This window comes from Micromonospora polyrhachis (assembly GCF_014203835.1).
Taxonomy (GTDB): Bacteria; Actinomycetota; Actinomycetes; order Mycobacteriales; family Micromonosporaceae; genus Micromonospora_H; species Micromonospora_H polyrhachis.
Genome location: NZ_JACHJW010000001.1, coordinates 551,853 through 570,144 on the forward strand (window position 1 = coordinate 551,853; position 18,292 = coordinate 570,144).

At 70.2% G+C, this 18,292-nt stretch carries 16 protein-coding genes; 12 read left to right on the plus strand and 4 right to left on the minus strand.

What is annotated here, in order from left to right; all coding sequences use genetic code 11:
- Window positions 1–8: 8 nt before the first annotated feature.
- The 3 genes from FHR38_RS02175 to FHR38_RS02185 are packed head-to-tail and all read left to right on the plus strand — an operon-like array spanning window position 9 to window position 3,228.
- Window positions 9–635, plus strand: coding sequence for a biotin transporter BioY (locus FHR38_RS02175; RefSeq protein WP_184532313.1), 627 nt, complete (start codon window positions 9–11; stop codon window positions 633–635).
- A complete protein-coding gene (locus FHR38_RS02180; RefSeq protein WP_246446254.1) occupies window positions 635–2,086 on the plus strand; it encodes a nitronate monooxygenase in 1,452 nt (483 codons plus the stop codon). The genes FHR38_RS02175 and FHR38_RS02180 overlap by 1 nt, the downstream gene beginning before the upstream one ends.
- Entirely contained in the window at window positions 2,083–3,228 is a 1,146-nt protein-coding gene (locus tag FHR38_RS02185; RefSeq protein ID WP_184532314.1) for a DUF8744 domain-containing protein, read from the plus strand. Before FHR38_RS02180 ends, FHR38_RS02185 begins: the two co-directional genes overlap by 4 nt.
- Before the next feature lie 62 nt (window positions 3,229–3,290).
- Here the strand turns inward: FHR38_RS02185 and FHR38_RS02190 are convergent, their stop codons facing one another.
- The gene (locus FHR38_RS02190) at window positions 3,291–4,235 is read right to left on the minus strand and encodes a LysR family transcriptional regulator (protein ID WP_184539133.1); all 945 of its coding nucleotides are present in this window, start codon (window positions 4,233–4,235) and stop codon (window positions 3,291–3,293) included.
- A gap of 80 nt (window positions 4,236–4,315) precedes the next feature.
- Here FHR38_RS02190 and FHR38_RS02195 point away from each other — a divergent pair, with 80 nt between their 5' ends.
- The 5 genes from FHR38_RS02195 to FHR38_RS02215 all read left to right on the plus strand — a co-directional run bounded on the left by FHR38_RS02195 (window position 4,316) and on the right by FHR38_RS02215 (window position 10,096).
- Entirely contained in the window at window positions 4,316–4,993 is a 678-nt protein-coding gene (locus FHR38_RS02195; protein ID WP_184532315.1) for a succinate dehydrogenase cytochrome b subunit, read from the plus strand.
- A gap of 2 nt (window positions 4,994–4,995) precedes the next feature.
- The gene (locus FHR38_RS02200; RefSeq protein ID WP_184532316.1) at window positions 4,996–6,933 is read left to right on the plus strand and encodes a fumarate reductase/succinate dehydrogenase flavoprotein subunit; all 1,938 of its coding nucleotides are present in this window, start codon (window positions 4,996–4,998) and stop codon (window positions 6,931–6,933) included.
- Window positions 6,930–7,691 carry a succinate dehydrogenase/fumarate reductase iron-sulfur subunit gene (locus FHR38_RS02205; protein ID WP_184532318.1) on the plus strand — a complete coding sequence of 254 codons (762 nt, stop codon included), beginning with the start codon at window positions 6,930–6,932 and terminating at the stop codon, window positions 7,689–7,691. Before FHR38_RS02200 ends, FHR38_RS02205 begins: the two co-directional genes overlap by 4 nt.
- 162 nt (window positions 7,692–7,853) lie before the next feature.
- Window positions 7,854–8,867: a serine hydrolase gene (locus tag FHR38_RS02210; RefSeq protein ID WP_221448887.1), complete on the plus strand. Its 1,014-nt coding sequence runs from the start codon at window positions 7,854–7,856 to the stop codon at window positions 8,865–8,867.
- A gap of 89 nt (window positions 8,868–8,956) precedes the next feature.
- Window positions 8,957–10,096 carry an MBL fold metallo-hydrolase gene (locus FHR38_RS02215; protein WP_184532322.1) on the plus strand — a complete coding sequence of 380 codons (1,140 nt, stop codon included), beginning with the start codon at window positions 8,957–8,959 and terminating at the stop codon, window positions 10,094–10,096.
- A gap of 5 nt (window positions 10,097–10,101) precedes the next feature.
- Here FHR38_RS02215 and FHR38_RS02220 read toward each other — a convergent pair whose 3' ends face one another.
- Window positions 10,102–11,160 carry a glycerophosphodiester phosphodiesterase family protein gene (locus FHR38_RS02220; RefSeq protein ID WP_221449327.1) on the minus strand — a complete coding sequence of 353 codons (1,059 nt, stop codon included), beginning with the start codon at window positions 11,158–11,160 and terminating at the stop codon, window positions 10,102–10,104.
- 279 nt (window positions 11,161–11,439) lie between these two features.
- Here FHR38_RS02220 and FHR38_RS02225 point away from each other — a divergent pair, with 279 nt between their 5' ends.
- Complete coding sequence (locus FHR38_RS02225; RefSeq protein WP_184532324.1) at window positions 11,440–12,108, plus strand: hypothetical protein; 669 nt, start codon at window positions 11,440–11,442, stop codon at window positions 12,106–12,108.
- Between the two features lie 119 nt (window positions 12,109–12,227).
- On the opposite strand, the gene FHR38_RS33060 is transcribed toward FHR38_RS02225, so the two are convergent.
- On the minus strand, window positions 12,228–12,914 hold the full coding sequence (locus tag FHR38_RS33060) for a LuxR C-terminal-related transcriptional regulator (protein ID WP_184532326.1): 687 nt from the start codon (window positions 12,912–12,914) through the stop codon (window positions 12,228–12,230).
- A gap of 72 nt (window positions 12,915–12,986) precedes the next feature.
- Here FHR38_RS33060 and FHR38_RS02235 point away from each other — a divergent pair, with 72 nt between their 5' ends.
- The 3 genes from FHR38_RS02235 (at window position 12,987) to FHR38_RS02245 (ending at window position 17,097) form a co-directional block, all read left to right on the plus strand.
- On the plus strand, window positions 12,987–14,162 hold the full coding sequence (locus tag FHR38_RS02235) for a sensor histidine kinase (RefSeq protein ID WP_184532327.1): 1,176 nt from the start codon (window positions 12,987–12,989) through the stop codon (window positions 14,160–14,162).
- A gap of 67 nt (window positions 14,163–14,229) precedes the next feature.
- Window positions 14,230–16,635, plus strand: coding sequence for a Tex family protein (locus FHR38_RS02240; RefSeq protein WP_312881734.1), 2,406 nt, complete (start codon window positions 14,230–14,232; stop codon window positions 16,633–16,635).
- A gap of 27 nt (window positions 16,636–16,662) precedes the next feature.
- A complete protein-coding gene (locus FHR38_RS02245) occupies window positions 16,663–17,097 on the plus strand; it encodes a hypothetical protein (RefSeq protein ID WP_184532331.1) in 435 nt (144 codons plus the stop codon).
- Here FHR38_RS02245 and FHR38_RS02250 read toward each other — a convergent pair.
- Window positions 17,061–18,155, minus strand: coding sequence for a DUF389 domain-containing protein (locus FHR38_RS02250; RefSeq protein WP_184532333.1), 1,095 nt, complete (start codon window positions 18,153–18,155; stop codon window positions 17,061–17,063). The two genes, FHR38_RS02245 and FHR38_RS02250, sit on opposite strands and share 37 nt — an antisense overlap.
- Window positions 18,156–18,292: the final 137 nt, after the last annotated feature.

An 18,292-nucleotide genomic window follows, 5' to 3' on the forward strand; every position in this document is an offset into this window, starting at 1 on the left:
GGACGAGGATGGCGGATGGCGCGGCAGTTGTGGCGATGCCCGGCCGTACCGGAGGAGTGCTGGCGGATGTGTGGGGCCGATCTGTCACACGCGACGCGGTCCTCGTCGTCGGCGCTGCCGCCCTGGTGGGCGGCGCAGCGCAGATCGCACTCCCGGTGCCCGGCTCGCCGGTACCGGTAACCGGGCAGACCTTCGCCGTGCTGGTCACCGCAGCAGCGCTGGGCCCGGCCCGCGGGGCGGCCGGCATGCTGCTGTACGTCGTGGTCGGTGGTCTCGGGATACCGTGGTTCGCCAACGGCACCTCGGGACTGAGTGGTGCCACCGTTGGCTACCTGCTGGGCTTCGTGCTCGCCGCCGCGCTGGTCGGACGGCTGGCGGCAGCCGGTGCCGACCGGCGGCCGTGGCGCACCCTCGGGCTGATGGCAGCGGGCAACGCGGTGATCTACCTGGTCGGCGTGTCCTGGCTGGCCGTGGTGACCGGTACGGATCTAGCCGGGGCGATGGCGGCGGGCCTCGTCCCGTTCCTGATCGGCGACGTGCTCAAGGCGCTGCTGGCCGCCGGCCTGCTGCCCTCGGCGTGGCGGCTGCGGCACCGGCTCTCCACGCGCGCCACCGATGATCGGGGGAACCGCTGATGTCCGCGGTCGAGATGGGGACGACAGTCGCACCACCGGCCGTCATCCAGGGCGGCATGGGTGTCGGCGTCTCGGGCTGGCGGCTCGCCCGGGCGGTGGCCGCTACCGGGCAACTCGGTGTCGTCTCCGGCGTCGCCCTCGACGTGCTGCTCGTACGCCGCCTACAGAGCGGTGACGAGGATGGCCACCTGCGGCGAGCCCTGGCTCACTTCCCGGTTCCCGCCCTGGCGCAGCACATCCTCGACCGGTACTTCGTACCCGGCGGGGTGCCGGACGACCAGCCCTTCCCGCCGGTGCCGAAGCTCGGACTGCGTCCCCGACGCCGCCAGGAGGAGTTGGCGGTGGTCGCCAACTTCGTCGAGGTCTTCCTGGCCAAGGAGGGCCATGGTGGGCCGGTCGGGGTGAACTACCTGGAGAAGATCCAGCTGGCCACCCCGGCCGCGCTGTACGGCGCCATGCTGGCCGGGGTGGACTACGTTCTCATGGGCGCGGGCCTGCCCACCGAGATTCCGCAACTGTTGGACGCCCTGGCCGAGCACCGTCCGGCCCGGCTCTCCGTGGCGGTGCACGCGGCCGAGCCCGACGAGCGACACCACGTCTCCATCGACCCGCCGGATCTGCTCGGCGAGGTGCCCGCCGTCCTGCGGCGGCCACGGCTGCTGGCCATCGTCTCCTCCGCTGTGCTCGCCACCTATCTGGCCCGCGACACGACCACCCGTCCGGACGGTTTCGTCCTGGAAGGTCCGGTTGCCGGCGGGCACAGCGCCCGCCCTCGGGGACCGTTGACCCTCGACGCCGACGGGGAGCCGGTGTACGGGCCCAAGGACCGTCTCGACCTGGCGAAGGTGGCCAAGCTGGGGCTGCCGTTCTGGCTGGCCGGTGGGCAGACCGGTCCGGAGCGGCTGGCCGAGGCCCGGGCCGCGGGGGCCGCCGGGGTGCAGGTGGGTACGGCGTTCGCGCTGTGCCGGGAGTCGGGGCTGGCTCCGGTCCTACGCCAGCGGATGCTGCACGACGCGGCCCAGGGCTCGTTGATCGTGCGCAACGATGTCCAGGCCTCCCCGACCGGCTTCCCGTTCAAGGTGGCCCAGCTCAGCGGCACCACCGCCGAACCAGCCGTCTACGCCGAACGGCCACGCAACTGCGACCTGGGCTACCTGCGTACGCCGTTCCGCCGCGCCAACGGCCGGGTCGGCTTCCGCTGCCCGGCGGAGCCGGTGGACGACTACGTGCGAAAGGGCGGATCGGTGGCGGACACGGTGGGTAGCCAGTGCCTGTGTAACGGCCTCGTCGCCACGGTCGGGTTCGGCCAGCGGCGAGCCGATGGCTATGTCGAACCTCCCCTGGTGACCCTCGGTCAGGATCTCGCCTTCCTACCCCATCTGACCCACGAGGGCGACGACTACACGGCCGCCGACGTCGTCGCGTACCTGCTCGGCGAGGTCCAGCCATGACCCCGGCCGCGGTGACCCGACCGGCCGGGGTGCCGGTGCCCTGGCGACTGCCCGTGCTGGCCGCCGCTGGCGTCGCGCTGCTGACCGGGCTGTACGCGGCACTGTTGCTGCTCAGCGTGCCGGTGCCGACGGTTCCCCGGCCGGTGGAGCAGGTGCACGGCCCGCTCATGGTCCTGGGCTTCGTCGGCACCCTGATCGCCCTGGAACGGGCGGTCGCCCTCGGTGCCCGCTGGGCGCTGCTGGCGCCGGCCTGCTCGGGCCTCGGGGGTCTCGTCCTGGTGGTGACCGGGGCCAGCCTGGCCGGCAAGATCCTGCTGATGGTCGCCTCGGTGGTCCTGCTCGGCATCTACCGGGCCCTGTGGCACCGTCAGCAGAGTGTGGCGTTGCTGGCCCAGGCCACCGGTGCGCTCGCCTGGTACGTGGCGACAATGCTGTGGTCGGCAGGCTTCTCCATCGCCGAACTCGTGCCGTGGCTGGCCACGTTCGTGGTGGCGACGATCGCGGGAGAGCGGCTCGAACTGGCCCACGTCGCGCTGCGGAGCCGGCATGCCCAGCCCCTCTTCCTGGCTGCCCTGGGCACGCTGGTGACCGGTGCGACGGCCGCCACCGTGTGGCCCTCGGCCGGGGTCCAGGTCTTCGGCGCGGGGCTACTGGCCGTGGTGGCGTGGCTCGCTGTCTTCGACGTCGCCCGGCACACCGTACGGGCCACCGGCCTGCCCCGCTACGTGGCCGTCGGCCTGTTGGCCGGGTACGCCTGGCTGGCGCTGGCCGGCCTGCTCTGGGCCGGTGCGGGTGCCGCCGTCGACGGGCACCGCTACGACGCCACCCTGCACGCGGTCTTCCTCGGCTTCACCATGTCGATGATCTTCGTACACGCGCCGGTCATCCTGCCGGCGGTGCTCCGCCGTCCCCTGCCCTACCACCGACTGCTCTACGGTCCGCTGGTCCTGTTGCACGTCTCGCTGCTGGCCCGCGTCGGGATCGGCGACGCGCTCGGCCTGGAACCTGTCTGGCGGTGGGCGGGGGTGGTGAACGTGGCCTCGGTGCTGACCTTCGTCGGGTGCGCCGTCGCGCTCTCCGTGGTGCACCGACGGGGAGCGCGACGTTCCCCCGGCGTCGTGGCTCCCACCACCGCCCGCTGAACGTCGGTGGTTCACGACCGTACGCCGGCGGCCCGTCTCACCGCCGCCGGCCACGGGCTGGATCAACTCGGTGACAGGGTCTCCACTCCTGCCGGCAGGTTGCCCCGTTCCGCCGGGGTACGGACGTAGTCGAGCAGAATCCGGCGCAGCGCTCGGGCCGCGTTGGTGGGCTCGGCCTCCCGCCGTCGGGCCACCGCGATGGTGCGCTGCACCCCCGGCGGTGCGAGGCGGGTCACCTGGATGGCCGGCCGGCGGGCGACCACGATGCCGGGTACCAGGGCCACCCCGAGTCCGGCCTCGACGAAGCTGAGCACGGCGTCCATCTCGCCGCCCTCGACCGCCAGGGTCGGCTCGAACCCGGCCCGGCGGCACGCCTGAAGGGTGACGTCACGCAGGTCGTATCCGGCCCGGAACATGACCAGTGGCTGGTCCCGTAGATCCGCCAGGCGTACGGTGCCGGTGGGACCGACCGTCGGCAGTTGGTGGACCGAGGCGACCACCAGGCTCTCCCGCAGGATCGGCTCGACCCGTAGGGCGGGGTCCAGACCGTGTGCGGGCAGGATGATCAGCGCCAGGTCGAGTTCGCCGCGGAGTAGGTCACGAACGAGATCCTGGGAGCCACTCTCCTCCACCCGGAGGTCCACGTTGGGATGGCTGTCCCGGAACCGGCGCAGCACCGCCGGTGCCAGGGAGGTACACAGGCTGGGCGTCGCGCCGAGGCGTACCCGCCCTCGCCGCAGGCCGACGAGTTCCTGTACCTCCCGGCGGGCGGTTTCCACGTCGGCCAGGATCCGTTTGGCGAGCGGCAGGAGTACCTCGCCGGCGGCGGTGAGGGTGATGTTGCCGCGTACCCGTTCGAAGAGCGGGGCGCCGAGGTCCGCTTCGAGGGCGTGAATTTGCTTACTCAATGAGGGCTGGGTGATGCCCACAACATCGGCGGCATGGGTGAAATGTCGTACTTCTGCGACGGCTACGAAGTATTTCAGTTGATGGAGCTGCACCTCGATAGCTTACAGCTATCGGAACTGCGCTGATGATGCATTGGACGACTGATGCCTGCGCTTCTAGCGTCACATGAGTGGTAATCATGTCCCGTTCGCCGCTCCGCTCCTCGATCGGTCTCAAGATCGTCATGGCGGTAACCGGCATCCTTCTGGTGTTCTTCCTCATCGCGCACATGCTGGGCAACCTGAAGGTCTTCGCCGGTCAGGCCTCCTTCGAGCACTATGCCCACTGGCTGCGTGAGTTCGGCGCACCCATCCTGCCCGGCACCTGGTTCCTGTGGATCCAACGGGTGCTACTGCTGGTCGCGGTGATCGGTCACATCGCGTCGGCCGCCGTACTCGCGAAGCGCGCCCGGGCGGCCCAGCCAGTTCGTTACGCCCACCGCCGGCCGGTCCGTACCGGCTACGCGGCCCGGACCATGCGCTGGGGCGGCGTGATCATCCTGCTCTTCGTGATCTACCACATTCTCGACCTGACCACCGGGACGCTGAACCCGGTTGGCGACCCGCATTCGCCGTTCGCCAACGTCGTCGCCGACTTCGCCCCGAGCCGTTGGTACGTGACCCTCTTCTACACGCTGGCGGTCGTCGCCCTCGGCTTCCACCTGCGGCACGGCGTCTACAGCGCACTGCGCACCCTGGGTCAGCAGACCCCCCGCGGGCAGCGCAACGTCAAGGCGATCGCGCTGGTCTTCTCCGTCCTGCTCTGCGCCGGGTTCCTGGCGGTTCCGTTCGCCGTTCTCTTCGGATTGGTGCGCTGATCATGAGTCTCTACACCGAGGGCGACCCGATCGCCGACACCAAGGCACCGGATGGGCCAATCGAGAACCGGTGGGGCAACCGTCGGTTCGGCGTCAAGCTGGTCAACCCGGCCAACCGCCGCAAGCTGACCGTCATCGTGGTCGGCACCGGCCTGGCCGGCGGCTCGGCCGCCGCGACCCTGGGCGAGCTGGGCTACCACGTGAAGTCCTACTGCTACCAGGACAGCCCACGCCGGGCCCACTCGATCGCCGCCCAGGGTGGCATCAACGCCGCCAAGAACTACCGCAACGACGGCGACTCCATCCACCGCCTCTTCTACGACACCGTCAAGGGCGGCGACTTCCGGGCCCGGGAGTCGAACGTGCACCGGCTGGCCGAGATCTCGGTGGAGATCATCGACCAGTGCGTGGCGCAGGGGGTGCCGTTCGCCCGCGAGTACGGCGGCCTGCTGGACACCCGCTCCTTCGGTGGCGCGCAGGTACAGCGGACCTTCTACGCCCGGGGGCAAACCGGACAGCAGCTGCTGCTCGGGGCGTACCAGGCGCTGGAGCGGCAGATCGCCCGGGGCACCGTGGAGATGAACTCCCGCCACGAGATGCTGGAGCTGATCGTGGTCGACGGCCGGGCCCGGGGCATCGTCGTCCGGGACATGGTCACCGGCGAGATCACCACCGACTTCGCCGACGCGGTCGTGCTCGCCTCCGGCGGCTACGGCAACGTCTTCTACCTCTCCACCAACGCCAAGGGCTGCAACGTCACCGCCACCTGGCGGGCACACCGCAAGGGCGCGCTCTTCGCCAACCCCTGCTACACCCAGATCCACCCGACCTGCATCCCGGTCTCCGGCGACCACCAGTCGAAGCTGACCCTGATGAGCGAGTCGCTGCGCAACGACGGCCGGGTATGGGTGCCGAAGCAGGCCGGGGACAAGCGCTCCCCGAAGGACATCCCGGAGAGCGAGCGCGACTACTACCTGGAGCGGATCTACCCCGCCTTTGGCAACCTGGTCCCCCGGGACATCGCCTCCCGGGCCGCCAAGAAGGTCTGCGACGACGGGCGCGGCGTCGGACAGACCGGCCTCGGCGTCTACCTCGACTTCGCCGACGCGATCAACCGGCTCGGCCGGTCGGTCGTGGCCGAGCGGTACGGCAACCTGTTCGACATGTACCAGCGGATCACCGGTGAGAACCCGTACGAGGTGCCGATGCGGATCTACCCCGCGGTGCACTACACGATGGGTGGCCTCTGGGTCGACTACGACCTCCAATCGACCATTCCGGGGCTGTACGTGGTCGGTGAGGCCAACTTCTCCGACCACGGTGCCAACCGGCTCGGTGCCTCCGCGCTGATGCAGGGCCTGGCCGACGGCTACTTCGTGCTGCCGAACACCATCGCCGACTACCTCTCCGCCGGGCCGCTCCCGGCGATCGACGAGAACACCCCCGAGGTGGCACAGGCCCGGGCCGACGTGGAGGACCGGGTCGCCCGGCTGCTCGCCGTCGACGGCGACCGCACGGTCGACTCGTTCCACCGCGAGCTGGGCCGCATCATGTGGGAACACTGCGGCATGGAGCGTACCGACGCCGGGCTGCGCAAGGCGCTGGACGAGATCCGCGCGCTGCGGGAGCAGTTCTGGCAGCGGGTCAAGGTGCCCGGCACCGGCGAGGGCCTCAACCAGGCGCTGGAGAAGGCTGGCCGGGTGGCCGACTTCTTCGAGCTGGCCGAGCTGATGTGCATCGACGCGCTACACCGTACCGAGTCCTGCGGTGGTCACTTCCGGGGAGAGAGCCAGACCCCCGAGGGCGAGGCGCAGCGCGACGACGCCCACTTCAGCTATGTCGCCGCCTGGGAGTTCACCGGTGCGGACCAGCCTCCCGTGCTGCACAAGGAAGACCTGGTCTTCGAATACGTCCACCCCACCCAGCGGAGCTACAAGTGAACCTGACCCTTCGTATCTGGCGACAGGCCGGCCCCGAGGACCGGGGTCAGATGGTCACCTACCAGCTCGCGGACGTCTCCCCGGACATGTCGTTCCTGGAGATGCTCGACGTCCTCAACGAGCGCCTGACCCTGGACGGCGATGAGCCGGTCGCCTTCGACCACGACTGCCGCGAGGGCATCTGTGGTGCCTGCAGCCTGGTCATCAACGGTGAGGCGCACGGCCCGGAACGGGCCACCACCGCCTGCCAACTGCACATGCGGCACTTCCGCGACGGCGAGACGATCGACATCGAGCCGTGGCGGGCCAAGGCGTTTCCCGTGATCAAGGACCTGGTCGTCGACCGGGAGGCGCTCGACCGGATCATCGCGGCCGGTGGCTATATCACCGCCCCGACCGGCAGCGCGCCGGAGGCACACGCGCAGCCGGTGGCGAAGGCCAACGCAGACGCGGCGTTCGAGAACGCCGCCTGCATCGGCTGTGGTGCCTGTGTCGCCGCCTGCCCGAACGGCTCCGGCATGCTGTTCACCGCCGCCAAGGTCAGCCAGTTGGGTCTGCTGCCGCAGGGCCAGCCGGAGCGGTACACCCGGGTCATCGGCATGATGGCCGAACACGACGCCTCCGGCTTCGGCGGCTGCACCAACATCGGCGAGTGCGCGGTCGCCTGCCCGAAGGAGATCCCGCTGACCAGCATCGGCCGGCTCAACCGGGACTTCATGAAGGCGACGGCCATCCGCAACGACACGCCGGGAACGTAGCCCGGCCCGATACCGTCCACATAGCTCCAAACTGGCCGTACCGGCCAGCCGATGGCCGATGGCCGCCCTTTCCAGGCGGACATCGGCCATCATTTCGCCTAGCGTCATCCACGCAGCATGTTCACGGGGCACACCACCCCTTCCCGGAACGGGAGTGGCGCCTTGGCAACCAGCATCAACCGCAGGGCAGCGTTGGGCGTCGGAACGGCAGCGACTGCGGGCGTCGTGTTCGGCAGCACCTCGGCGGCCTCGGCGTCACCAGACTCCCCACCCGAGCAGGAGGTCACCGAGACACCCGCACAGCGGGTACGGGCCGCCTACCGACAGGCAGCGAACCGGGCCGGCGGACGGTGGCGAACCTACATCAGCGTCGCCGGTACGGCCGGTGGCGTTACGCCGGTGGTGGCGAAGGACCCGGACGAGCCGGTCCAGGCGTATAGCGTGAACAAGATCGCGGTCGCCGCCGCGGTGCTGGACAAGGTCGACCGGGGACTGATCACGCTCGACCAGCGGATCGACGTGACCTCGACGCTGGTCATCCCGGGTGGCGACGGCATATTCAGTCTCGACGGGGCCTACCCCAGCTCGGTAACGCTCGGCCACGGGCTCGCCGCGCTGCTGACCGTCTCGGACGACACCGCCGTCCGGATCTGTGGCCTGGTCTGCCCGACCCTGGAGATCAACCAGATCCTGACGGACAAGGGCTTCCCCCAAACCCAGGTCCAGCCCGGCTCCAGCCCCAACCGGTTCTTCCTCGGCACCACCACACCCCGGGAGACCCACGACCTGTTGCAGGCGCTGGTCAACGGCACCCTGGTGTCGCCGGCGTCGACCCACTTCCTACTGACCGCGCTGCGCTCCCCCATCGCGTTCACCGACGGCATCCGCCACAACATGTCGTCCGACGAACGGCTGCGGGTCGCCACCAAGGCCGGCTGGTACGCCGACGGCCGTAACGAGGCGGGCCTCATCTTCAACCCTGCCGGCGCGGCGGTGCTGACCTACGCGATGTTCGCCGACGGGCAGGCCGAGCCGGACAACTACGGTGCCACCCACCCGGTCCGGCAGGCCACTGCCGCGATGGGACGCCGGTTCGTCGACGCCGTCACGGATCCTCCCGCATCGGTCAGCGTGCCGCGTCAGACACCGGCGTACCGGCCCAGCAACGGCGGCTGACCGGACGGTTGGCCGGTGTCGTACGCCGACGACGGCACCGGCCAGCCACCCGGTTGACTACCGTGGTCAGGACAGAAAGGTGGCGGGACATGCGCAGCGGCAGCGGCAGGGCAGGAAGGCGGCACCGCCGCACCCGCCGGCTGCTGGCCCTGGCCGTACTCGCCGCAGCCGCCTGGGCGGTGCGCGACGTCCCGGCCGCGCTCGGTGGCAAACCCCGCGGTCCCCGCGCAGCCCGGGTCCACCGCTCCCCGCAGTTCCGGGGCGGGACCTTCCAGAACCCGATCACCACCCGGATCGTCCTGGCCGACACCGGGCGCAACACCCTGCGCGAACTCCTCTTCGCCGACCACCGCCGGCGTCCCGCCAGCACCGTGCCGATCCGTACCCCGACCACCACCGCCCCCACGTCGGCCAGTGCCAGCGAACTGAACATCCTCTGGTACGGCCACGCGAGCACCCTGATCGAGATCGAGGGGCGGCGGGTGCTGGTCGACCCGGTCTGGAGTGAGCGCTGCTCCCCGTCCCGGCTGGTTGGCCCGCGCCGCCTGCACCCACCGCCGGTACCTGTCGAGCAACTCCCCGGGGTCGACGCGATCCTGATCTCCCACGACCACTACGACCACCTCGACATGGCCACGGTGAAGACGTTGTGCCGTACCCAGTCCGCACCGTTCCTGGTGCCACTCGGCGTGGGCGCACACCTCGACCGGTGGGGCGTACCGGAACGGCGGATCATCGAGCTGGACTGGGAGGAGAGCGTCACCCTGGCCGGGCTGAGGTTGACCGCCACGGCGGCCCGACACTTCTCCGGCCGGGGCCTGGCCCGGGACCGTACGCTGTGGGGCTCCTGGGTGGTCGCCGGCCCGACCCGGCGGGTCTTCTACACCGGGGACTCCGGCTACTTCGAGGGTTACACCGCCATCGGTACGACCCACGGCCCGTTCGACGCGACGCTGATGCAGGTTGGTGCCTACGACCCGGCCTGGCCCAACGTCCACATGTTTCCCGAGGATGCCGTCTCCGCCCACCTCGACCTGCGGGGCGGCCTGCTCATCCCGGTGCACTGGGCCACCTTCGACCTCGCCGCGCACTCCTGGGCCGACCCGGTCGAGCGGCTGTGGCAGGAGGCGACGGCCCGCGACGTGCGGCTGGCCGTACCCCGACCGGGTGAACGGGTCGCGGTCGACGACCCGCCACCGGTCGACGGCTGGTGGCAGGCCGTCGCCTGACTGTCTCAGCGGTCCCGCAGACCGGCTACCCGGTCGATCCGGTTGGTCCAGACGACGCCGGAGTAGCCCTCCGGAAGCCGGGACCACGCCTCGGCATCATCGAACCCTTCCGAGAAGTCGCCCGAGCCGGCCACGATCACGACCCGGGTGTCCGCCTCCCGCATCCGGTCGAGAAACCGGTGGGGCCAGCCCCAGAGATAGGGGACGTACGACTCCGGAATATGCAGCTGCCGATGCGCGCAGGACTCCGGCACGTACCCGGTCCAGCCGAGGCCGACGTAGCTGAACAGGCAGTCCTTGATGATCGCCTTCGACATCACCCGAAGCTGGGGCAGCCGCGCCGACACGGCCGCGACCAGCTCGTCACCGCCGTACACGGTGAGCGTGGCCAGCCGCTGCGGTGGCAACGTGGCCAGGTACGCAGCCAGACGTTCCCCTTCGGCCGGATTCGCGTTCTTGGGGTGGATCAACAGTTCTCGGCCGGGGAAGGCAGCGATCACCTCTTCGATGGTGGGCATCAGGCCGCGCCCCTTGCCCCGCAGCGGAAAACTGGCACCCCCGTCGGCGGTGTACCGGTGACCCACGTCGAGGCGACGTAGCTCGGCCATGGTGTGGTCGCGTACCAGCCCGGTGCCGTTGGTGCGGCACTCCAGGGTGGCGTCGTGGAAGACCGCGAGCTGGTCATCCTTCGTCACCTGTACGTCGAACTCCACGATGTCCGCTCCCGCGTCGAAGGCGGCGCGCATCGAGTCGAGGGTGTTCTCCAGGTACGGGTGTTCCGGCGGGTGGATCCGCTCCGCCGTACAGGTGTCGTTGGTCATCCCCTCGAAGCCGAAGGTCTGCGCCAGCCCTCGGTGCGCCAGGAGCAACGGCCGCCGACCGTCCGTACCGGCCAGCCAGGAGCTGTTGTTGACGTAGACGAAGCCGGCCAGGACCAAGACGCTGACGAGCAGGATGTACCAGAAGCGCCTCCATCGGGAGATCGGCCGACGACGGACGGGGGTGGGTGGAACCACGTAACGGCGCTCCTCGCTGAGGATCGGATCGGGCGGGACCATCAGCATCACCGGCGGAGCGTGGACGGCGGAACCGGCGAAGGACGTAGCCGCTCTACGTCTTTCGGGCAACCTGCCGCAGCAATCGAAGGCCATGGAATTTACCAAGTAGCGCGGATAGGATTTCGGCGCATGGACGCCCTTGCATTGATCTCCACGTTGGCGACTGTGCTCGGCGTCGCGATCGCTGTTGCGGCTTGGCATTGGCCGCGACCGCCGATGCCGTGGAAAGATCCACAAACCGGTGCTCCGACAATCGTCGGCGACCAGCCGGTCGAGGTCCCCGGCATGAGTACGGTCCTCACCGCCGATCGCCGCCGCCTACACGTCTTCGCCTGGTGTTTCCTCCTGGTCTTCCCCGGCCCCATCCTGGCGCTCGGCTACGTAGCCGGTTTCCTCCTCCGCGAAGCGTCCTTCGACATCGGCATGTGGGTTCTGGCGATCACCGTGGGACTCACCTCCTACGTGGTCGTCAGACAGGCGATCCTGTTGACCCAGCCACTCGACCTGATGCTGGATCAGCACGGAATCGTCCTACGGATGGCCGGGCGTACGTGGGCGGTTCCGTGGCATCTCACCTGGCACGCAGCGGTCCGGTCACATTGGTTCATGCCCACACTGTTCCTATGGGTCAACGCACCACGCGCCTCGGGTCTCTTCCCAGACGAGGCGAGGGTGCGACGATTTCCGGGCTATCCGGGATACGTGAAGCGGCACAAGGCGATCGCGCTGGCACCCGCCGTGCTGTTCGTCGGGGGCAGCATGGCCGTCCTCGATGCCATTCGCAGACATGCCAGGTTCACCAGTCCGACTCTTCCCTCCGACGCGGACGAGCAACTCAAACGCGCGTTGACGGCACTCGCATGGGTAGCCGCCGTGGGGATCATCATCTTCCTCATTCTCTACAAGCAGGACCAGGACCGGACATTTTTCGACGAGTTGTTCGACAGCTACTGAGCTATATGGTCGTGAGACCTTCCAAACCTCGAATCCGCCGGTTCACTGCCGCCAACGGCAAGCACCACTCATCCTCGGCGTCTGACTGCGCACCACGCTGAACGCACGGCGGACGGGACTCAGCCCACGCCGGACAGGTCCCGGGCGAGCAGAGCTGCCTGTGTCCGGCTGGTCACCCCGAGTTTGGCCAGCACGCTGCTGACGTGGGTCTTCACCGTGCGCTCGGCGAGGTGGAGATCTCGGGCGATCTCCTGGTTGGCCAGTCCTCGGGCGAGGCGGTCGAGGATCTCGCGTTCCCGGGGGGTCAGCGAGGCGACCCGACCAGCCGGCGAGTCGAGCGGGTCGGTCTCCGACCCGGGCCGGTTTCCGGCCGCCCCGTTTCGTCGCCCCGGCCACAGCGCCTCCGCCGCTGAAGTGCTCAACGTGGTGACCCCACCGTGGACCCCCCGGACCGCCGAGGCCAACTCGTCACCGGTGGCGTCCTTGAGCACGAATCCGTCGGCCCCGGCGGCAAGTGCGCGCTGGATCTCTGCGGCTCGGCCGATCGTGGTCAGCATCAGCACCCGGGCCCGGACCTGTGGGAACTGGCGACGAAGCCGCTCCAGGGTCTGTACCCCGTCGGCTCCAGGCAGATAGAGGTCCAGCAGGACGACCTCGACGGCATCCGGCTGCCGGTCCACGAAATCGAGCAGGGCCGGGCCGTCCGGTAGGGCCGCGACCACGTCGATGTCCGACTGTGCGGCAAGGATGAGGGACAGCCCTTCCCGGACCAGTGCCTGGTCGTCCACGATGACGAGTCGAATCACGGCCCGATGCTATGCCGGTGCGCCGGCGGGTCTTCGACATGCTGACGCGACAGCCGACCGGGGAGCGAAGAATTGGCGACGAGACAGCAGGTGACCGGCTGGTTACGGACCCGCTGGCAACTGGTGGCAGACCTCGCTATGCAGGGCCTGCTGGTCGGTCTGTTCCTGGTCAGCGGGGCGGTACCGGAAACCGGTGGACTTCTCGGGGTGCTACTGGCCGCGGCCCAGATCCTCCCGCTGCTGGTCCGCCGCCAGGCCCCCGGTGCCGTGCTCGCCGTGGTGGCACTGGCCACCTCGGCACAGATGCTGCTCGGCATGTCCCGCACCGTCGGCTATCTGCCCGCGCTGCTGGCCATCTACTCGGCGGCGGGCAGCCGATCGTCATCGGTGCGCTGGGGGGTGTGCACCGGAGCAACGGTGTCGGTGGCGGGGGCCAGCCTGCCCGGCCGGGGCCCGGTCGAGGGCTTCCTGCTGGCCGTGGTCGCGTTCACCCTGGCCTGGTTGGCCGGTGCCGAACGGGGGCAGCAGCTACGCCGACGTACCGCGCTGGTCGCCGAACGCACCCGACTGCGCCTGGAACAGCGGATCGCCGAGGAGAGCCGCGTCGCGGCCGAGGATCGGGAGCTGCTGGCCCGGCGGCTGCACGACACGCTCGCCCACACCCTCACCGTCATGGTGGTGCAGACCGAGGCGCTGCGGTGCACCGGCGAGTTGTCGCCCGCGCAACGGGACCGCGTCGACCGGGTGCTCGGCGCGGGACGGGCGGCTCTCACGGAGATCCGGCACGCCATCGCCGAACTGGACCGCCGGGCGACGTCAACCGTCGGTGACAACCTGCCGGAACGACTCGACGAACTCCGGGCCGCCGGTCTCGACCTGCCGGTCGACGTACCGATGCTGCTGGCCGATCTGCCCGGTCGACTCCGGCCGGTGCTGCACCGGCTCATCGGCGAGGTGGCCACCAACGCGCTGCGGCACGACGGGCCGGGCAGCCGGCTGGAGATCACGGTACGCCCGGAGCCGGACCAGATCCGGGTGGCCACGGTGAGCCACCCCGCCACCCCGCCACGAAGCCCCACGCCGTCCGGAACCCAGGGGTACGGCCTGCGCAGTCTCGGCGCGGACGTCGCGCTCGCCGGCGGCGTGCTCAGTTACGGCCCGGTCCCCCGGAATGGCTGGCGGGTGGTCGCCACCTTCCCGGATGACGGTCACCGTTCCAGCACCACCAGCCCGACTCCCGCCGCCTGATGCGACAAACGGGTCCGGCCCCCGGCAGAATGCAGGGCGGAACCAACCGAGAAGGCGGATCAGGATCGTGACGACCTCTGTTCACCAGCGGATTGCCGACGAACTCGGCGTGGCCGAGCGACAGGTGCGCGCTGCTGTCGACCTGCTCGACGGCGGGGCCACCGTGCCCTTCATCGCCCGCTACCGCAAGGAAGCCACCGGCATGCTCGACGACGCACAGTTGCGCGCCCTGGAGGAGCGGCTGCGTTACCTGCGCGAGTTGGACGAACGGCGGGCCGCCGTACTGGAGTCGATCAGGAGCCAGGGCAAGCTGGACGAGGCGCTGGAAGCACAGATCATGGCGGCCGACTCGAAGGCTCGGCTGGAGGACATCTACCTGCCGTACAAGCCCAAGCGCCGGACCCGGGCCCAGATCGCGCGGGAGGCCGGGCTGGAGCCGTTGGCCGACCAGTTGCTGGCCGACCCGACGCTCGATCCGCGAGCCACGGCCGCCGGGTTCGTGGCCGAGGACCGGGGCGTGGCCGACCCGACAGCGGCCCTGGACGGGGCGCGGGCGATCCTGGTCGAGCGGTTCGCCGAGGACGCCGACCTGATCGGCTCGCTGCGCGAGCAGATGTGGACCCGGGGCCGGCTGGTGGCCCGGGTACGCGACGGTCAGGAGCAGGCCGGGGCGAAGTTCGCCGACTACTTCGACTTCTCCGAGCCGTACACGAAGCTCCCCTCGCACCGGATCCTGGCGATGTTCCGGGGCGAGAAGGAGGGCATGCTCGACCTCACCCTCGACCCGGAGGAGGCACCCGTCGAGGAGGGCGGTCCGGTCGGACCGACCCGGTACGAGACGGAGATCGCCGCCCGGTTCGACGTCGCCGACCAGGGGCGGCCGGCCGACCGTTGGCTGAGCGACACGGTGCGCTGGGCCTGGCGTACCCGGATTCTGATCCATCTCGCCGCCGACCTGCGGATGCGGTTGTGGCAGGCGGCCGAGGAGGAGGCGGTACGGGTCTTCGCCGCCAACCTGCGCGACCTGCTGCTCGCCGCCCCGGCCGGCACCCGCCCGACCATGGGCTTGGACCCGGGGCTGCGGACCGGGGTGAAGGTGGCCGTGGTCGACGCCACCGGCAAGGTGGTGGCGACCGAGACGATCTATCCACACGAGCCCCGCCGACAGTGGGACCAGTCCGTCGACACCCTTGCCCGGCTGGCCCGCGTCCACGGCGTCGAACTGGTCGCGATCGGCAACGGCACCGCCTCCCGGGAGACCGACAAGCTCGCGGTGGACCTGATCCGGCTGCACCCGGACCTGAACCTGACCAAGGTGATGGTCTCCGAGGCCGGGGCCTCGGTCTACTCCGCGTCGGCCTACGCCTCCCAGGAGCTGCCCGGCCTGGACGTGTCGCTGCGGGGTGCGGTCTCCATCGCCCGACGGCTCCAGGATCCACTCGCCGAGCTGGTCAAGATCGACCCGAGGTCGATCGGGGTCGGCCAGTACCAGCACGACCTAGCCGAGAACAAGCTGTCCCGCTCGCTGGACGCGGTGGTCGAGGACTGCGTCAACGCGGTCGGGGTCGACGTCAACACCGCCTCGGCCCCGCTGCTGACCCGGGTCTCCGGCATCAGCGCCGGCCTGGCCGAGAACATCGTCCTGCACCGGGACGCCAACGGCCCGTTCCGCTCCCGGCGGGCGCTCAAGGACGTCCCCCGGCTGGGGCCGAAGGCGTTCGAGCAGTGCGCCGGCTTCCTGCGGATTCCCGGCGGGGACGACCCGCTGGACGCCTCCAGCGTGCACCCCGAGGCGTACCCGGTGGTGCGGCGGATCCTCGCCTCGACCGGGGGCGAGCTGTCCGGGCTGATCGGCAAGAGCACGCTGCTGAAGGCGCTGCGGCCGACCGACTTCGTCGACGACACGTTCGGGCTGCCGACCGTCACCGACATCATCGGTGAGCTGGAGAAGCCGGGGCGGGACCCGCGACCGGCGTTCCGGACCGCGGCCTTCGCCGACGGGGTAGAGAAGATCAGCGACCTGACGCCGGGCATGCTGCTGGAGGGCGTCGTCACCAACGTCGCCGCGTTCGGCGCGTTCGTCGACGTCGGCGTGCACCAGGACGGCCTGGTACACGTGTCGGCGATGTCGAAGACGTTTGTCAAGGACCCCCGCGACGTGGTCAAGCCCGGTGACGTCGTACGCGTCAAGGTGCTGGACGTGGACGTCCCGCGCAAGCGGATCTCGCTGACCCTACGGCTGGACGACGAGGCCGACGCCCGACCGCAGCGGGGCGACGGCGGCGCGGGCCGGGCCGCCGGTGGCGGTAGTGGTGGCGGCGGACGTGGTGACCGTGGCGACGCGGATCGGCGCACCTCCCGGGGCGGTCAGCCCAGGCAGGGCCGGGGTGGCTCGGGTACGGCGGCCCCGACCGGGGCGATGGCCGACGCACTACGCCGGGCCGGCCTCGACAAGGGGCTCGGTGGGCGGTAGGCCATCGGGACGGACTACGGTCAGCGCATGAGTGTCGACGAGCGGACGGCCTGGCGAACAGCTCACCGCCAGGCCGTCGAGCTTCGCACGGCGGCTGAGGAGCGGCGCAGGTCGGAGGAGACCGAGCGGGCTCGGAAACTCGTCGCCTGGTTCACCCGCGAGGCACAGCAGTGCGGTATTCGCCCCACCGTCCTGACCGCCGTCGGCTACAACGGGCGCACCCGATACCGCACCGCTCTGACCGGCTGGTACGTGGATGTAGCCCACTCCCGGGCGGTCAGTGTGGCCGGGGACTACTACCTGCTCACCGTGGCCGGCGGGCTACGGGCCCGGCTACTCGGGGCGAGTATCCAGCCGCAGGATCCGCGACTGGTCGTCGGCGAGGGTGGCCGTGACGGGCAGTCGGTGCCCCTGCGTGACCTGCTTCAGCGGCGGCTGGCGGCAGGTGACGACTGGCCCTGACCCGGCATGGGTTGGCCCTGACCCGGTGCTGACTGACCCTGACCCGGCATAGGCTGGCCGGGTGGACGACCGGCCAGTGCATACCGGCCGATCCACCAGCCCGCGGCGTCGGGTCGGGTCGGGGACCGCCGTCGGGGTGGCGCGACACGTCGCCACCAGAAGCGCTGCACGAGCAGGGTCAGTACCCCGGCCATCACGATCGCGCAGACGTTGACCAGCAACTGGATGGCCGAGCCGAACGCCTCGTCGTACACCGCGTAGGCGAGCGCGACCGCCACGTTCGCCGCAGCCGGCACCGTCGTGACGGAGATCAGGACCCCGACCAGCGGACCGGCGTTGTTCGACGTCAGCGACAGCATGCCGGCCACTCCGGCGAGCAACCCCACCACCCAGGACAGCGCGTCGGGTCGCCAGATGAAATCGGTCAGTGGCCGCTCGGCCAGCAGCATCGACCGGTCGACCAGCCCGAAGGCGGTCAGCAACCAGGTGCTGAGCATGGTCACGGCCATCGCTACGAGGAAGCCGACCGTCAGCGTCGCCGCCGATCTGGCGACCACCGCCGAACGTCGGCGGACCACCGCCACGCAGAGCGCGGCCAGCGGCCCGAACTCGGGGCCGACCACCATCGCGCCGACGATCAGGATGGGCTGGTCGAGCAGGACCCCGATGCCCGCGAGAATGGTGGCCACCGTGATCAACAACAGGTACGTCACGGACAGGCGGGTCTGTTCCCCGGTCTTGTGCGCTATCTCGTCCCAGACCACCGCGTCCGCGCCGAGTCCCGGCGTGTCCGCCGTGGCCCGGTCCGCCTCCCGGGACAGGGTGATGTCCACCCCGTCGACCGAGACGGCTCCGGTCTCGTCGATGTCGAGCGCCTGGAGCGACCGCAGCACCTCGTCCGCGCCCTCCCGGGCGACGTCGCACAGGACCACGTCACCGGCGGGTTTCCGGGCAGCACCGGGCAGTACGGCGAGGTGGGTGACCGCCGGATCGGCGGTGAGCAGGTCGATCACCGCCGCAGCACGCTCGGTCGGCACGATGATCCGCAGGTGCAGCATCCGTTCCCGTTCCTCTCCTACTCCACCGAGCCTCCCCGGACCCCGGTCACTGTGGACCTGTGATCTGTGACCGGCGACCGGCGACCGGCGACCGGCGACCGGCGTGAACTCTACTGTGGCGCGACCGCCGACGGGTG

Excerpts from the sequence above, each read along its gene's own strand:
- FHR38_RS02175 (WP_184532313.1), top strand. The coding sequence starts at position 9 with ATGGCGGATGGCGCGGCAGTTGTGGCGATGCCCGGCCGTACCGGAGGA.
- FHR38_RS02200 (WP_184532316.1), top strand. The coding sequence starts at position 4,996 with ATGAGTCTCTACACCGAGGGCGACCCGATCGCCGACACCAAGGCACCG.
- FHR38_RS02225 (WP_184532324.1), top strand. The coding sequence starts at position 11,440 with ATGAGTACGGTCCTCACCGCCGATCGCCGCCGCCTACACGTCTTCGCC.
- FHR38_RS02220 (WP_221449327.1), bottom strand. The coding sequence starts at position 11,160 with ATGCTGATGGTCCCGCCCGATCCGATCCTCAGCGAGGAGCGCCGTTAC.
- FHR38_RS02245 (WP_184532331.1), top strand. The coding sequence starts at position 16,663 with ATGAGTGTCGACGAGCGGACGGCCTGGCGAACAGCTCACCGCCAGGCC.
- FHR38_RS02250 (WP_184532333.1), bottom strand. The coding sequence starts at position 18,155 with ATGCTGCACCTGCGGATCATCGTGCCGACCGAGCGTGCTGCGGCGGTG.
- FHR38_RS02215 (WP_184532322.1), top strand. The coding sequence starts at position 8,957 with ATGCGCAGCGGCAGCGGCAGGGCAGGAAGGCGGCACCGCCGCACCCGC.
- FHR38_RS02195 (WP_184532315.1), top strand. The coding sequence starts at position 4,316 with ATGTCCCGTTCGCCGCTCCGCTCCTCGATCGGTCTCAAGATCGTCATG.
- FHR38_RS02180 (WP_246446254.1), top strand. The coding sequence starts at position 635 with ATGTCCGCGGTCGAGATGGGGACGACAGTCGCACCACCGGCCGTCATC.
- FHR38_RS02185 (WP_184532314.1), top strand. The coding sequence starts at position 2,083 with ATGACCCCGGCCGCGGTGACCCGACCGGCCGGGGTGCCGGTGCCCTGG.